This window comes from Hydrogenophaga sp. IBVHS1 (assembly GCF_002127265.1).
GTDB lineage: Bacteria > Pseudomonadota > Gammaproteobacteria > Burkholderiales > Burkholderiaceae_C > Hydrogenophaga.
Map to the genome: position 1 here is coordinate 1,459,496 of NZ_NFUU01000001.1, position 14,630 is coordinate 1,474,125.

General features: G+C 64.3%; 16 protein-coding genes. 14 read left to right on the forward strand and 2 right to left on the reverse strand.

All coding sequences use genetic code 11. The features are described from left to right. The first annotated feature begins 30 nt into the window (after window positions 1-30). The 13 genes from CAP37_RS06985 (at window position 31) to CAP37_RS07045 (ending at window position 12,169) form a co-directional block, all read left to right on the forward strand. Window positions 31-696, forward strand: coding sequence for a tetratricopeptide repeat protein (locus tag CAP37_RS06985; RefSeq protein WP_086123511.1), 666 nt, complete (start codon window positions 31-33; stop codon window positions 694-696). A 5-nt stretch (window positions 697-701) separates the two neighbouring features. Continuing rightward, entirely contained in the window at window positions 702-1,859 is a 1,158-nt protein-coding gene (gene bamB, locus CAP37_RS06990) for an outer membrane protein assembly factor BamB (RefSeq protein WP_086123512.1), read from the forward strand. Continuing rightward, window positions 1,856-3,190, forward strand: a complete 1,335-nt coding sequence (gene der / locus CAP37_RS06995) for a ribosome biogenesis GTPase Der (RefSeq protein ID WP_086123513.1) — start codon at window positions 1,856-1,858, stop codon at window positions 3,188-3,190. Before bamB ends, der begins: the two co-directional genes overlap by 4 nt. A gap of 65 nt (window positions 3,191-3,255) precedes the next feature. Further along, complete coding sequence (hfq, locus tag CAP37_RS07000) at window positions 3,256-3,522, forward strand: RNA chaperone Hfq (protein WP_086123514.1); 267 nt, start codon at window positions 3,256-3,258, stop codon at window positions 3,520-3,522. A 91-nt stretch (window positions 3,523-3,613) separates the two neighbouring features. Then, window positions 3,614-4,786 carry a GTPase HflX gene (hflX, locus tag CAP37_RS07005; RefSeq protein ID WP_256926899.1) on the forward strand — a complete coding sequence of 391 codons (1,173 nt, stop codon included), beginning with the start codon at window positions 3,614-3,616 and terminating at the stop codon, window positions 4,784-4,786. A 52-nt stretch (window positions 4,787-4,838) separates the two neighbouring features. Beyond that, window positions 4,839-6,245, forward strand: coding sequence for an FtsH protease activity modulator HflK (hflK, locus tag CAP37_RS07010; protein ID WP_373271058.1), 1,407 nt, complete (start codon window positions 4,839-4,841; stop codon window positions 6,243-6,245). Between the two features lie 29 nt (window positions 6,246-6,274). Further along, window positions 6,275-7,171, forward strand: a complete 897-nt coding sequence (gene hflC / locus CAP37_RS07015; protein ID WP_086123516.1) for a protease modulator HflC — start codon at window positions 6,275-6,277, stop codon at window positions 7,169-7,171. Between the two features lie 58 nt (window positions 7,172-7,229). Next, entirely contained in the window at window positions 7,230-7,415 is a 186-nt protein-coding gene (locus tag CAP37_RS07020; RefSeq protein ID WP_086123517.1) for a DUF2065 family protein, read from the forward strand. Between the two features lie 65 nt (window positions 7,416-7,480). Then, entirely contained in the window at window positions 7,481-8,674 is a 1,194-nt protein-coding gene (locus tag CAP37_RS07025; protein ID WP_086123518.1) for an ATP phosphoribosyltransferase regulatory subunit, read from the forward strand. After that, on the forward strand, window positions 8,671-10,059 hold the full coding sequence (locus tag CAP37_RS07030; protein ID WP_086123519.1) for an adenylosuccinate synthase: 1,389 nt from the start codon (window positions 8,671-8,673) through the stop codon (window positions 10,057-10,059). The genes CAP37_RS07025 and CAP37_RS07030 overlap by 4 nt, the downstream gene beginning before the upstream one ends. 69 nt (window positions 10,060-10,128) lie before the next feature. Next, a complete protein-coding gene (locus CAP37_RS07035) occupies window positions 10,129-10,653 on the forward strand; it encodes a phosphoribosyltransferase (RefSeq protein WP_086123520.1) in 525 nt (174 codons plus the stop codon). Between the two features lie 91 nt (window positions 10,654-10,744). Next, on the forward strand, window positions 10,745-11,938 hold the full coding sequence (locus tag CAP37_RS07040; protein ID WP_086123521.1) for a PLP-dependent transferase: 1,194 nt from the start codon (window positions 10,745-10,747) through the stop codon (window positions 11,936-11,938). A gap of 33 nt (window positions 11,939-11,971) precedes the next feature. Then, window positions 11,972-12,169, forward strand: coding sequence for a hypothetical protein (locus CAP37_RS07045; RefSeq protein ID WP_086123522.1), 198 nt, complete (start codon window positions 11,972-11,974; stop codon window positions 12,167-12,169). Between the two features lie 34 nt (window positions 12,170-12,203). On the opposite strand, the gene mnmH is transcribed toward CAP37_RS07045, so the two are convergent. Both mnmH and CAP37_RS07055 read right to left on the reverse strand, forming a co-directional pair. After that, window positions 12,204-13,283 (reverse strand): tRNA 2-selenouridine(34) synthase MnmH, encoded by a 1,080-nt coding sequence (gene mnmH / locus CAP37_RS07050; protein WP_086123523.1) that lies wholly within the window; start codon window positions 13,281-13,283, stop codon window positions 12,204-12,206. Between the two features lie 10 nt (window positions 13,284-13,293). Next, window positions 13,294-13,944, reverse strand: coding sequence for an arylesterase (locus tag CAP37_RS07055; protein ID WP_086123524.1), 651 nt, complete (start codon window positions 13,942-13,944; stop codon window positions 13,294-13,296). Here CAP37_RS07055 and CAP37_RS07060 point away from each other — a divergent pair. Beyond that, window positions 13,943-14,626 carry an ABC transporter ATP-binding protein gene (locus CAP37_RS07060; RefSeq protein WP_086123525.1) on the forward strand — a complete coding sequence of 228 codons (684 nt, stop codon included), beginning with the start codon at window positions 13,943-13,945 and terminating at the stop codon, window positions 14,624-14,626. The two genes, CAP37_RS07055 and CAP37_RS07060, sit on opposite strands and share 2 nt — an antisense overlap. Window positions 14,627-14,630: the final 4 nt, after the last annotated feature.

Genomic DNA, 14,630 nt, shown 5'->3' on the forward strand with positions numbered 1-14,630 from the left:
CAGCGCACGACCCGCAGTTCAACACCCATCATGGCCAAACACCTCGACCTCGAAGAGCAGGAACAGCTCGACCAGATCAAACACTTCTGGACCCGCTACGGCAACCTCATCAGCTGGGTGTTGATTGTCGTTTTCGGTGCGTTCGCGGCCTGGAATGGCTGGAACTGGTGGCAGCGCAACCAGGCTGTGAAAGCGGCAGCGCTGTACGACGAGGTCGATCGCGCAGCCGTGGCCAAGGATGCGCAGCGCATGGAGCGCGCGCTGGCAGACATGCAGGCCAACTTTGGCAGCACCACCTTCGCCAGCCAGGCTGCGCTGCTGGCCAGCAAAACCTTGTTCGATGCCGGGCAAGCGGAAAAGGCGCGCGCCGCGCTGGCTTGGGCGGCCGAGAAATCCGGCGATGCTTCCTACAAAGCTGTGGCGCGCCTGCGCCTGGCTGCCCTTGACCTGGAAGCGAAGGCTTTCGATCAGGCGCTGAAGACGCTCGAAGCGCCGGTGCCGAAATCTTTTGAACCGCTGGTGGCCGATCGACGCGGTGACATCTACATGGCCCAGGGCAAGCCTGACGAAGCCCGCGCGCAATACCAGGCCGCCTGGAAGGCGCTGGGCCAGCGCACTGAATACCGCCGCCTGGTTGAGGTGAAGCTCGCCGCCCTGGGCGTGAACGTCACCAGCCTGACTCCCACCGCGCCCTGAATGCCATGCCGACCTGCCTGATCTCTGCCTTCCATCCCCACCCCGGGCGCCGCACGCTGGCCGTGCTGGGTCTCACTTTCACCGTTTTGCTGGCGGCCTGTTCCTCGGGCCCCGAGAAGCCCAAGCCTGCGGAACTGGCGCCAGTGGCCGCTCTCATGGGAACCAGCGTCGCCTGGTCGGCGCAGGTGGGCGCTGGCCACGCTTCTCTGGTGCCTCAAGTGGCGGCCGGGCGCGTTTTCGTGGCCAGCGAGGCTGGTACGGTCGCGGCGCTCAACGCCAGCAATGGAAAAGACGTCTGGCGCCTGGACCTCAAGGCTCGCATTGCAGCGGGCGTGGGCTCCGACGGAGAAACCGCTGCCGTCGTCACGCGCGAAAACGAACTGATCGCCATCGCCGATGGGCGCGAGCTCTGGCGTGTGCGCCTTCCCGCGCGCGCTTTCACCGCACCCCTTGTCGCTGGCAAGCGCGTCTTCGTTCTCACGGCAGATCGCACCGTGATCGCCTTCGATGGATCCAACGGCGCGCGGCTCTGGAGTCAGACCCGCCCCGCCGAGCCACTGGTGCTCAGCCAGAGTGGCGTACTGCTCGCCGTGGGTGACATGCTGGTGGCAGGACTCGCCGGCCGCCTGGTCGGCTTGAACCCGCAAAACGGCGTGGTCCGCTGGGACGCGCCTGTGGCCACCTCGCGCGGCACCAACGAGGTCGAACGGCTGGTCGACATCGTGGGCCCTGCCAGCCGCATCGGCAGCAGCGTCTGCGTGCGCGCCTATGGTGCGGCGGTGGGCTGCGTTGACACGACACGCGGCACCACAATCTGGACCCGCCCTGCAAGGGGTACTGCGGGCCTTCACGGCGATGACCGGCTGGTGTTTGGCGCTGAAACCGACGGCAAGTTTCTGGCCTGGCAGCGCGGCACGGGCGAGCCCGCCTGGACCCTGGATCGCCTCAAGTACCGCGACCTGAGTGCTCCACTGGCCCTGGGCCGCGTGGTGGCCGTTGGTGATGGCGCCGGTCTGGTGCACCTCATCTCGCGCGAGGATGGCAGCGAGATGACGCGTCTCTCGACCGACGGATCACCCATCCTGTCGGCACCGGTGCTGGCGGGTGATGCGCTGGTGGTGCAGACCCGCAACGGCGGCGTCTACGCCTGGCGCCCCCAGTGAAGCCAGTCATCGCTCTGGTCGGCCGGCCCAATGTGGGCAAGTCCACCCTGTTCAACCGTTTGACGGGCACGCGCGACGCCATCGTGGCCGACTTTGCCGGCCTTACCCGTGATCGCCACTACGGCAACGGCAAGGTCGGTCGCCGCGAATACATCGTCATCGATACCGGCGGCTTCGAGCCCGAAGCCATCGAGGGCATCTACAAGGAGATGGCCAAGCAGACCCGGCAGGCTGTGGCCGAGTCCGACGTGGTGATCTTCGTGGTGGATGCGCGCGCCGGCATCAGCGCTCAAGACCACGAAATTGCCCAATACCTTCGCCGCCTGGGCAAGCCCACGGTGCTCGTGGCCAACAAAGCCGAGGGCATGACGCAGGGCCTGCAGCTGGTGGAGTTCTACGAGCTGGGCCTGGGTGAAGTGCTGCCAGCTTCCAGCGCTCACGGGCAGGGCATCCGAACCCTGCTGGAGACGGCGCTGGAGAGCATTCCCGGTCTGCCGCCCGAGGACGAGGAAGAACCGGAAGCCGAGACTGGCGTGATCCGCCTTGCGGTGGCTGGTCGGCCCAACGTCGGGAAATCCACGCTCATCAATGCGTGGCTGGGCGAAGAGCGTCTGGTGGCCTTCGATCTGCCCGGCACCACGCGCGATGCCATTTCCGTGCCTTTCGAGCATGGTGGTCAGAAGTTCGAACTCATCGACACCGCCGGCATTCGTCGCAAGGGCAAGGTCTTCGAAGCGATCGAGAAGTTCTCGGTGGTCAAGACACTGCAGGCGATCGAGAACGCGCACGTCGTCTTGCTGTTGCTCGATGCCACCCAGGGTGTGACCGACCAGGATGCGCACATTGCTGGCTATATCCTCGAAAGTGGCCGAGCCGTCGTTCTGGCCATCAACAAGTGGGACGCCATTGACGCCTACCAGCGCGAGCAGATCGAAAGGCAGGTCGAAACCCGGCTGGCCTTTCTCAAGTTTGCCTCGATGCACCTCATTTCGGCGAAGAAACGCCAGGGCCTCGGCCCTGTCTGGAAATCCATCGGCCTGGCGCATGCCTCGGCCATGCGCAAAATGTCCACGCCGGTGCTCACGCGCCTGCTGCTTGAAGCGGTGGCTTTCCAGGCACCCACGCGCAGCGGCATGTTCAGGCCCAAGATGCGATATGCCCACCAGGGGGGGATGAATCCGCCGGTGATCGTCATTCACGGCAACTCCCTGGAGCACGTGCCCGACGCCTACCGGCGCTTCCTCGAAGGACGCTTCCGCAAGGCCTTCGATCTGGTGGGCACGCCCCTGCGGATCGAGTTCAAGACCTCAGCCAATCCCTTCAAGGAATAGGAATTTCTGGTTACCCAAGGCGTGCCGCCGGTGCTGTGGTATGGTCCATTCTTCATTAACTTTCGTTGAACACGGAGCATATCGTGAGCAATAACAAAGGCCAGCTCTTGCAAGACCCTTTCCTGAACCAGCTTCGCCGGGAGCATGTGCCCGTGTCGATTTATCTGGTCAACGGCATCAAGTTGCAGGGTCAGATTGAATCATTCGACCAATACGTGGTGCTCCTGCGCAACACGGTCACGCAGATGGTCTACAAGCACGCCATCTCCACCATCGTTCCGGGTCGCCCCGTTCAGTTCTCGGCGGTCGGCGCGGACGACCCCGCCCCCTGATTCATACCTTGAATCACAGTAAGCCCGTGCAGTGCGACTGTCGGGCTTGCGACGCCTTGTGCGTTGCCGCCCGCTCGCTTTGAACCCCGTTTTGCCCTCCCCAACGTCCACGCCATCGGTCATTCTGGTGGGGGTGGATTTTGGTGTTCCTCATTTCGACGCAGGCCTGGAAGAACTCGGCCTGCTGGCACAAACCGCAGGCTATTCGGTGGCCGACCGCGTGACCTGCAAGCGTCGCGCTCCCGATCCGGCGCTGTTCGTTGGCTCGGGCAAGGCCGAAGAAATCAAAATGCTGGCCCAGTCCACCGGTGCGGCCGAGGTGCTGTTCGACCAGTCGTTGAGCCCCGCACAGCAGCGCAACCTGGAGCGCCATCTTGGCCTGCCGGTGAACGATCGCACGCTGCTGATTCTGGAAATTTTCGCTCAGCGCGCTCGGAGCCATGAAGGCAAGCTGCAAGTAGAGCTCGCTCGCCTGCAGTACCTCTCCACCCGCTTGGTGCGGCGCTGGTCGCACCTGGAGCGCCAGAGTGGCGGTATCGGGATGCGCGGGGGGCCAGGAGAGACTCAGATCGAGCTCGACCGCCGCATGATCGGCGAGGCCATCAAGCGCACCAAAGATCGCCTGGAGAAGGTCAAGAAGCAGCGCGCCACCCAGCGCCGCCAGCGCGAGCGCCGGGACACTTACTCCATCTCGCTCGTGGGCTATACGAACGCGGGCAAGTCGTCCATATTCAACAGCCTCGTCAAGGCTCGCGCTTACGCGGCCGACCAACTTTTCGCCACGTTGGACACGACCACACGCCAGCTCTATCTGGGCGAAGCGGAACGCTCAGTCTCCTTGTCAGACACCGTCGGATTCATTCGTGACCTGCCGCACGGCCTGGTCGATGCCTTTGCCGCCACGCTTCAGGAAGCGGCCGACGCCGATCTGCTGCTTCATGTGGTCGATGCGTCGAATCCTGCGCACCCGGAGCAGATCGCGTCAGTGATGGGCGTGCTCAAGGACATCGGGGCTGACCAGGTGCCCCAGATCCTGGTGTTCAACAAGCTTGATGCGATGGATATTGCCAATGTTCCACGCGTTCTGAGCGACTCCATGGAACTGGAGGGGCAGTCGGTCCCTCGAATCCACGTCAGCGCACACACGGGCGAAGGCATACCCGCGTTGCGCGCCATGCTGGCCGAACGCGTACTGGCCCTGAAAGCAGGCCAGGGGGAGATGTCCCCCGGGCCTACACCTGAAATAGGCAACCCGGTCTCGTGATTGGGCACAATGTGACTGTTTTGTTCTTTGCACCGAAAAAAGTTGGCAACACATGGATGTGAATCTGCAATCCCCCGCACCCGGCGCCAAGACCCCTTCGCAGCCCTCCCGCCGCCGGGGTTGGCGCGGCTTGCTGGGCATGTTCAACCTGAACGACCCTCGCTGGGGTCGCGGTGACGATGCATCCCGGAATGAAGGCTCGAAGGATGGGCAGGAGCCCGATCGCAATGAAGATCCGCGTCCGCCGCAGCGCCCGCCTCGCGGCCAGGGCCCCAACCAGGGCCCGCCCGACCTCGACGAACTCTGGCGCGACTTCAATCGCAAGCTGGGTGGCCTGCTGGGCAACAAGGGCGGTCGCGGTGGTGGCACGGGCGGTGGCAACGGTTCGGGTGGCGGCATGCCCGGCTTCACGCCGAGCCCGAAGACCACCGGCATCGGCGCCGGCCTGATCGTTGGCGTGGCCGCACTGATCTGGTTGGGCACTGGCTTTTTCATCGTGCAGGAAGGCCAGCAGGCGGTCATCACTCAGTTCGGCAAATACCACAGCTCGGTAGGCGCTGGTTTCAACTGGCGCTTGCCCTATCCCATTCAGCGCCATGAAACTGTTTTCGTGACGCAGATCCGCTCGGTCGATGTGGGGCGCGACAACGTCGTGCCTGCCACGGGCCTGCGCGAATCGGCCATGCTCACGGAAGACGAAAACATTGTTGAGATCAAGTTCGCGGTGCAGTACCGCTTGAACGATGCGCGTGCCTTCCTCTTCGAGAGCCGCGACCCCGATGCATCGGTGGTCAAGGTGGCCGAAACCGCGGTGCGCGAAGTGGTCGGCAAGATGAAGATGGATGCCGCGCTGGCCGAGGAGCGTGATCAGATCGCTCCGCGCGTTCGAGCGCTCATGCAGAACATCCTTGACCGCTACAAGGTGGGTATTGAAGTCGTCGGGATCAACCTGCAGCAGGGCGGCGTGCGGCCGCCTGAGCAGGTGCAGGCGTCCTTCGACGACGTGCTCAAGGCTGGCCAGGAACGCGAGCGGGCGAAGAACGAGGCGCAGGCCTACGCGAACGACGTGGTGCCGCGCGCCCGTGGTGCTGCTTCGCGCCTGACCGAAGAAGCCGAAGGCTACCGTGCGCGCATCGTCGCGCAGGCCGAGGGTGATTCGCAACGCTTCCGTTCGGTGCTGACCGAGTACCAGAAGGCACCGCAAGTGACGCGCGAGCGCATGTACACGGATGCCATGCAGGAGATCTACTCCAATGTGACCAAGGTGCTTGTGGATTCCAAGTCGGGCTCCAACCTGTTGTACCTGCCGCTGGACAAGATCATGCAGATGACCGCCCAGACCGGGGCAGCGGCAGCGGCTTCGCCAAGCGCTCCGGTGTCCGCCACAGGGACCACGTCCACGCCTGCCAGCCGCAGCATCGACAACGCCGCACGTTCGCGTGAGCGCGAAGTCCGCTGAGCCGCCCCACGCGACCCGAGAGCAATCACATGAACAAACTGGGTTTCATCCTCACTTCACTCATCGTGGCCCTGGCGATCGCCAGTTCCATGCTGTTCGTGGTCGACCAGCGCCAGTTCGGCGTGGTCTTCCAGCTCGGACAGATCAAGCAGGTGGTCACCGAACCGGGCCTGAACTTCAAGCTGCCGCCGCCTTTCCAGAATGTTTCGTACATCGACAAGCGCCTGCTTACCCTGGAGAGCACCGATACCGAGCCCACGCTGACCGCCGAAAAGCAGCGCGTGGTGATCGACTGGTACGTGCGCTGGCGCATCAGCGAGCCGCAGGAGTACATCCGCAACGTCGGCATCACCGAGCGCGCAGGTGCTCTGCAACTCAACCGCGTGGTTCGCAACTCGTTCCAGCAGGAAGTGAACAAGCGCACCGTGAACGAGCTGCTTTCCACCCGGCGCGAACAGCTCATGGCCGATGTGAAACGCGAAGTTCTGGCCGCTGTGCGCGGTGCCGACAAGCCCTGGGGCATGGATGTGGTGGATGTGCGCATCACCCGCGTGGACTATGCCGAGAGCATCACCGCCTCGGTCTACCAGCGGATGGAAGCCGAACGCAAGCGCGTGGCCAACGAGTTGCGCTCCACCGGCTTCGCCGAAGGCGAGAAGATCCGCGCCGATGCAGACCGCCAGCGCGAAGTGATTGTTTCTGAAGCCTACCGCGCCGCTCAGCTCATCAAGGGCGAGGGCGACGCCAAAGCAGCCGCGTCATTCAACGATGCCTTCGGTCGCGACCCGGCTTTCGCCCAGTTCTACCGCAGCCTCGATGCCTACAAAGCCAGCTTTGCCAGCAAGGGCGACGTGCTGGTGGTGGATCCTTCGTCTGACTTCTTCAAGGCCTTGCGCAGCAGCAACCTCGCACCCGCCGGCCGCTGAGGGCGAGGGGCACAGGGCACCGCTTCCGCGCGGTGTCCAGGATCCACAGGGGCATGACATGTCCGAACTGTTCTGGCCGGTGCTGGCCCTGGTGCTGATTGTCGAAGGCCTGCTTCCGCTGCTGGCACCGGGCCTTTGGCGTCGCATGTTTTCGGAAATGCTTCGCCTGCGCGACGGGCAGCTTAGATTCTTCGGCCTCATGAGCATCATCGGCGGCGCGCTGCTCTGGTGGCTGCTCGGCTGAATCCACGCCGGGCCCCGGTACAGGGGCCGGTAAAATCACGGTTTTAACAGCTCCTGAAAATGCCCATGTCTGCCTGGGTCCTCCCGGATCACATCGCCGATGTCCTGCCTTCCGAGGCGCGCCACATCGAAGAATTACGCAGGAGTTTGCTCGACACCGCCCGAGGCTACGGCTACGAGCTGGTGATGCCGCCGCTGGTGGAGCACCTGGAATCCTTGCTCACCGGCACCGGCGGGGCACTGGATCTGCAGACTTTCAAACTGGTTGACCAGCTCTCCGGGCGCACCCTCGGGCTGCGTGCGGACAGCACGCCGCAGGTCGCTCGCATCGACGCGCACCTGCTCAACCGCCAGGGTGTGGCACGCCTGTGTTACTGCGGTCCCGTGGTGCACACCCGGACCGATCGGCCTTTTGCCAGCCGGGAGCCGCTGCAGTTCGGTGCTGAAATCTACGGCCATGCCGCGCAGGAGGCCGATCTCGAAGTGATTGAACTGGCAGAGGCCTGCCTGCGCAGTGCGGGTGTGCAGAGCCTGCAGCTCGACATGGCCGATGTGCGCGTGATTGACGCCGTTCTCGCTCCGGTGAAGCTCACCGCCGCTGACGAGGCCCGCATCCACGCTGCGCTCAACGCCAAGGATGTGGCCGGCCTGGACGCGCTGGCGCGTGAGCTGCCCGACCGCGTGCGCCATGACCTCTGTGCGCTGCCCCGTCTTTTTGGTGGCGTGGAAGTGCTCGACGAGGCGCAACGCATCCTGCAGCCCTCCGCAGAATTGCATGCCGCATTGCAAGGCCTTCGCTGGCTGGCTTCGCACGCCGCAGACTTGCGCGTGTCGATCGATCTGGCGGATCTGCGTGGCTACGCCTACTACACGGGCATGCGTTTCGCGCTGTTCGCCCAAGAGGTCGGGAGCGGGGCAGGGCAGTCGCTCGAACTCGCCCGGGGCGGGCGCTACGACGAAGTGGGCGCGGTGTTCGGTCGCAACCGCCCCGCCGTGGGTTTCAGCCTGGATCTCAAGGAACTGGTGGCCGCCGTGGCGCCGCGTCCGCTCAAGGCCGCCATTCGCGCGCCCTGGGGCATGGATGCTGGCCTGCGCGAAACCATCGCCCGGTTGCGCAGCGAAGGCCACACCGTGGTGTGCGTGCTGCCGGGACATGAACACGAAGTCGACGAATTCCACTGCGACCGCGAACTGGTCGCCGATGCGCTCCGAAGCGGGCAATGGACAGTGCAACCCATTCAAACGGAAACCAGCAAATGACGAACAGCAACAGCGCCGTGACCCCAGGGCGCAATGTGGTGGTGGTGGGCACCCAGTGGGGTGACGAAGGCAAGGGCAAGCTGGTTGACTGGCTCACCGAATCGGCCACCGGCGTGGTGCGTTTCCAGGGCGGTCACAACGCCGGGCACACACTGGTCATCAATGGCGTCAAGACCGCGTTGCACCTCATTCCCAGCGGCATCATGCGTGCGGGTGTGAAGTGCTACATCGGCAATGGCGTGGTGCTGTCCGTGGGCAAGCTGTTCGAGGAAATCGCAGGGCTCGAGAAAGCCGGGGTCGAGGTGCGCTCGCGCCTGCGCGTCAGCGAAGGTTGCCCGCTCATCCTGCCGTTCCACGCCGCCATCGACATCGCGCGCGAGGCCGCCAAGGTGAAGGCCGGCACCGAGAAGATCGGCACCACCGGTCGTGGCATCGGCCCGGCTTACGAAGACAAGATCGCTCGCCGAGCGCTGCGGGTGCAGGATCTGAAGTACCCCGAGCGTTTCGCCACCAAGCTTCGCGAGCTGCTCGATTTGCACAACCACCTGCTCACCACCTGGTTGCATTCGGCCGATCTCGCCTGGGACGAGAAGATCGCCGCCTACATGAAGGACGGCGCGATCCAGTTCGAGCCCGTCTACGCTGAGGCCATGCAGCAAGCCGAGCTGCTCAAGCCCATGATCGCCGACGTCTCGCGCGAACTCAACGAAGCCCACCGCGCAGGCGCCAATCTGCTGTTTGAGGGCGCGCAAGGCACGCTGCTCGACATCGACCATGGCACCTACCCCTTCGTCACCTCCAGCAACTGCGTGGCGGGCAACGCCGCGGCGGGTTCTGGCGTCGGTCCTGGCCTGTTGCACTACGTGCTGGGCATCACCAAGGCGTACTGCACGAGAGTGGGTGGCGGTCCTTTTCCCACCGAACTCGAATGGGAAAAAGAAGGCACGCCCGGCTGGCACATGGCGACCGTGGGCGCCGAAAAGGGCGTGACCACTGGCCGCAGCCGCCGCTGTGGCTGGTTCGATGCCGCGTTGCTCAAGCGCTCGGCGCAGGTCAACGGCCTGACTGGTCTGTGCATCACCAAGCTGGATGTGCTCGATGGCCTGAAAGAACTGAAGCTCTGCACCGGATACCGGCTTGATGGCGAGGTGATTGACATCCTGCCCATGGGGGCCGAGGACATCGCTCGCTGCGAACCCATCTACGAAACCTTGCCGGGGTGGAGCGAGACCTCGGTGGGCGTGACGCGCCACGAAGATCTGCCGGTGAATGCGCAACGCTACCTGCAGCGCATCGAGGAAACGACCGGCGTGCCGATCCACGTTGTCTCCACCAGCCCCGACCGCGATCACACCATCCTGCTCGTCAACCCCTACCATGGCTGAGCGTTTCGCTCCCGTACCGGACCCCGCGTTCGTGCAAAATCCACCCCACGCCCCACACCCGGAGTCCGCATGCTGACCGAAGACGGTAAACACCTCTACGTTTCTTACGACGAGTACCACAACCTGATCGAAAAGCTCGCGCTCAAGGTCTACCAGTCGGGCTGGGAGTTCGACACCATCCTGTGTCTGGCGCGTGGAGGCATGCGCCCCGGTGACATCCTTTCGCGCATTTTCGACAAACCGCTGGCCATCATGTCGACCAGCTCCTACCGCGCCGCTGCCGGCACAGAGCAGGGCAATCTCGACATCGCGCGTTACATCACCACCCCCAAGGGCGAGATCGCTGGCCGCGTGCTGCTGGTGGACGATCTGGCCGACTCGGGCCACACGCTCAAGGCCGTCATCGACCTGCTCCGAAACAACTACAAGCCCATCACCGAAATGCGCAGCGCGGTGATCTGGACCAAGCAGTTGTCGTCCTTCACTCCCGACTACTCGGTGGAATTCCTGCCCACCAATCCATGGATTCACCAGCCCTTCGAAGGCTACGACAGCATGCGGCCCGCGCAGTTGCTTGAAAAGTGGAAACTCTAGTCCAAGTGGCCCCCACGCTCCGCCGCTGCGCGTGTCGCTGCCCCCCAAGGGGACGCGTGTCGCCTTGGGGCGGCCCGGCGGCAACACATTCATGAACGACGACCTGTCCACCCGCCTCATCCACCACCCGTACAAGCCCCCCGAGGGCTTCGAGGCCGTGGCGCCGGGGGTGCACAAGGCGTCTACCGTCATTTTTCCCAACGTCCAGGCGCTCCGCACTTACGACTGGAAAGACAAGAGCGGCTACACCTACGGCCTGCACGGCACGCCCACCACCTTCACGCTGGAAGAGCGCCTGGCCACGCTGGAAGGCGGCGCGCACTGCATGCTCGCGCCCAGCGGCCTGGCTGCGATGACGCTGGTGGACATGGCCCTGCTGCGCGCCGGCGACGAATTGCTGATTCCCGACAACGCCTACGACCCGGGCAAGGTGTTTGCCAGCGTGGAACTCGCGGCATGGGGCATCACGCACCGTTTTTACGACGCCATGGATCCCGATGATCTGGCGCGCAAGATCGGTCCCGCCACGCGGCTGGTCTGGCTGGAAGCGGCGGGCTCGATCACGCTGGAGTTTCCGGATATTCCGGCCCTGGTCGATCGCGTGCGCCAGGCCAACGCGGTGCGCGATCCTTCACAAGCCATCGTCACCGCCATCGACAACACGTGGGGTGCGGGCATCGCGTTCAATGCGTTCGAGCTCGGCGCAGACGTTTCCGTGCAGGCGCTCACCAAATACCCCAGTGGTGGCGCAGACGTGCTCATGGGCTCAGTGATCACGCGCGATCTCGCGTTGCACCGCAAGATCCTGCTGACCCGAATGCGTCTGGGCCTGGGCGTTGGTGCCAACGACGCTGAACTCGTGCTGCGAGGATTGCCCAGCATGGCGCTGCGCTACGCAGCTCAGGACTCCAGCACCCGCGAACTCGCCGCCTGGATGCAGGCGCAGCCGGGCGTGGTGCAGGTGCTGCATCCCGCGCTCCACGGCTCCCCGGGCCACGCCGTGTGGCAACGCGATGCCACCGCGGCCGCCTGCCTGTTCAGTGCGGTGTTCGATCCTGCCATCGAGCAGGCCCGCATCGATGCCTTCTGCGACGCCTTGCGCTTGTTCCGCCTCGGCTGGAGCTGGGCCGGCCCCATCAGCCTCTGTGCGCCTTACCGCATGGCTTTCTCGCGAAAACTGGCCTGGCCACATACTGGCGGTCTGGTACGCTTTGCCGTGGGGCTGGAATCCGTGCACGACCTGCGCGCCGATCTGGCGCAGGCGATGGATGCGCTGAAGACCTGACCCCTTTCCTCACCACAGACCCGAAAGATCGATTTGGCTACTCCCAACTACGGATACGAAAAACGCCAGCGCGAGCTTGCCAAGAAGAAAAAGAAGGAGGAGAAGCTCAAGGCCAAGTCCGCCGGTCGTCGGCCTGAAGACAGCGACTCTCCGCAGGGGGATGGCGCTGATTCGCCCGATGTGCCCGGGGATGCGCCCGCCGCTGGCGAGGGCACTGGCAGCGCGGACTGAGTTAGTCCCGCTCGGCGCGCTCTGCAAACACGCCTCAGGCGTGCGCGTTTGCGGGCGTTTCGCTGCCGATCAACATGCTCGCCGCTTCCGCGAGCGCCTGGGCTGAGCGATCGCGCAGTTCGCAGGGCAGAGCGCTTGCAAACTGGTTGAAATTGCGGTCGATCGACTGGCTGTACATCGGATCGTAGTGGAGCGTCAACAGCTCCAGCACCACCGCCGGTGTCTGCCCCGCCTGTACCCGAGCTACCCAGTCCGACACCGTGGCTTTGCCGCGCAGTTCGGTCAACGCCTGGAGCCGTTCGCAGAAAATCGCCGGATCCTTCACATAGAAGTCGTAGTCTTCGAGCAGCAATGAAACGCGCTGCTCGTCACTAAGCCGCAGGTCGATGCATGGGCTGGCCCGCATGGCGTCCATCAGCGCATCGGGCACCCGCACATTGCCCACCTTCTTGCTTTCGCTCTCCACATAGACCACGCGCGCGGGGTCGAAGCCGCGCAGCGCGTCCCAGATCAACGAATCAAAACGCTTCTGGCTCGGTTGTGCCAGACCCGGAATATGACCCAGCACCGAACTTCGGTGACACGCCAGCGCTTCCAGGTCGAGCACCTGGGCGCCTTGCGCGGCCAGTGCGTGAAGCAGGCGCGTCTTGCCACTGCCCGTGGGGCCGCAGACCACGCGGTAGGACAGGCCGCGCGCCAGTTCCGGAACCGCATCCACCAGCGCCGCGCGCCATGATTTGTAGCCACCTTCGATGAGGGTGACATGAAAACCGATGGCGCTCAGGATGGTGGCCAGTGCGCCGCTGCGGTTGCCGCCACGCCAGCAGTACAGCAGCGGCTTCCAGTCGCGCGGCTTGTCGAGCACCTCGCGCTCGATGTGGGCGGCGATGTTGCGCGCCGACATGGCCGCGCCGCGTTTTCTGGCCTCGAACGGATTCACCTGCTTGTAGAGGGTCCCGATCTCGATGCGCTCGGCGTTGTTGAGTGTGGGCCAGTTGACAGCGCCCGGTACGTGATCGAGCGCGTATTCGTCTTCGGTGCGCGCGTCGATGATGGTGTCGAACTCGGCCAGGCGGGCAGGTGCGAGCGTGGCGTTCAGGGTGTGGACGGGCATGGTGCCGCGATTATCCGCGCGGCAGCAGTTTGCGAAGCTCGGGCCAGACGTTGTCGAGCATGAGCGCCTGGGCACTTTCGTTGGGGTGGATGCGGTCGGACTGGAACAGCGCAGTGGGATCCTTGATATCGGCCACGTTCTTCAGGAAGAACGGTACGAGCGCGGTCTTCTCGGCCTTGGCCACGGCGACGTACGCCTCGCGAAACTCCTGGGCATATCGGGCGCCGTAGTTGGGCGGCATTTCCATGCCCAGCAACAGAACCTTGGCTCCCGCTTCCCTGGAGAGTCGGGCCATGGTGGCCAGGTTCTCGCGGGTCATGTTGTTCGGCAGGCCTCGCAGGGCGTCGTTGCCACCCAGCTCGATCACCACCACGGCCGGCTTGTGCTGCTTGAGCAGCGCCGCTATGCGCGACCGGCCTCCCGAGGTGGTGTCACCGCTGATGCTCGCGTTCACGATGCGTGCCTGAACTTTTTCCTTCTTCAGGCGCTCATCCAGCAGCGCCACCCAGCCGGTACCCCGCTTGAGTCCGTATTCGGCGCTCAGGGAGTCGCCGACCACCAGAATCACAGGCGCCTGGGTCTGGGCAATGGCCGGAGCTGCCAGCCCGACAAGGGCCAGCACGTTAAAGTGACGACGTTTCAACTTGAGAATTCCTTCCATGTCCGATTCGATGATTGCGGTTCAGCATGTGTTCAAGACGGTGACCGACTCCACCGGTTCCCTGACCATTCTGCGTGATATCGATTTCACCCTGAACAAAGGGGAAACGGCCGCCATCGTGGGCGCATCCGGGTCCGGCAAGAGCACGCTGCTGTCGATCATTGCGGGGTTGGACACGCCCAGCAGCGGAACGGTTCAAATCGATGGTGTCGATCTGTTCGCCATGGACGAAGACCAGCGTGCCGCGCTGCGATCGCAGAAGGTCGGCTTCGTGTTCCAGAGCTTCCAGTTGCTGGGCAACCTGACCGCGCTGGAAAACGTGATGCTGCCGCTGGAGCTGGCAGGGCGGCGCGATGCGAGGGCCACCGCCACGCAGATGCTGCAGCGCGTGGGCCTCGGGGAGCGCCTTTCCAGCTACCCCAAGGTGCTCTCGGGCGGTGAGCAGCAGCGCGTGGCGCTGGCGCGAGCCTTCGTGGTGCAGCCAGCGGTGCTGCTGGCCGACGAGCCCACCGGCAGCCTGGACTTCGCCACCGGCGGCAAGATCATGGAACTGATGTTCGACCTCAACCGCGAGCAAGGCACCACGCTGGTGCTGGTGACACACGACCGCGCGATTGCGCAGCGCTGCGAGCGCCGCATCACCATCGAAGCCGGCCAGGTGGTGGCCGAAGCGCTGGTCTGAAGGG

Bases quoted from the DNA above. Each gene is read 5' to 3' on its own strand.
- CAP37_RS06985 (WP_086123511.1), top strand. From the start codon at position 31: ATGGCCAAACACCTCGACCTCGAAGAGCAGGAACAGCTCGACCAGATC.
- bamB (WP_086123512.1), top strand. From the start codon at position 702: ATGCCGACCTGCCTGATCTCTGCCTTCCATCCCCACCCCGGGCGCCGC.
- hflK (WP_373271058.1), top strand. From the start codon at position 4,839: ATGGATGTGAATCTGCAATCCCCCGCACCCGGCGCCAAGACCCCTTCG.
- hflC (WP_086123516.1), top strand. From the start codon at position 6,275: ATGAACAAACTGGGTTTCATCCTCACTTCACTCATCGTGGCCCTGGCG.
- CAP37_RS07020 (WP_086123517.1), top strand. From the start codon at position 7,230: ATGTCCGAACTGTTCTGGCCGGTGCTGGCCCTGGTGCTGATTGTCGAA.
- CAP37_RS07025 (WP_086123518.1), top strand. From the start codon at position 7,481: ATGTCTGCCTGGGTCCTCCCGGATCACATCGCCGATGTCCTGCCTTCC.
- CAP37_RS07030 (WP_086123519.1), top strand. From the start codon at position 8,671: ATGACGAACAGCAACAGCGCCGTGACCCCAGGGCGCAATGTGGTGGTG.
- CAP37_RS07035 (WP_086123520.1), top strand. From the start codon at position 10,129: ATGCTGACCGAAGACGGTAAACACCTCTACGTTTCTTACGACGAGTAC.
- CAP37_RS07040 (WP_086123521.1), top strand. From the start codon at position 10,745: ATGAACGACGACCTGTCCACCCGCCTCATCCACCACCCGTACAAGCCC.
- mnmH (WP_086123523.1), bottom strand. From the start codon at position 13,283: ATGCCCGTCCACACCCTGAACGCCACGCTCGCACCTGCCCGCCTGGCC.
- CAP37_RS07060 (WP_086123525.1), top strand. From the start codon at position 13,943: ATGTCCGATTCGATGATTGCGGTTCAGCATGTGTTCAAGACGGTGACC.
- CAP37_RS07055 (WP_086123524.1), bottom strand. From the start codon at position 13,944: ATGGAAGGAATTCTCAAGTTGAAACGTCGTCACTTTAACGTGCTGGCC.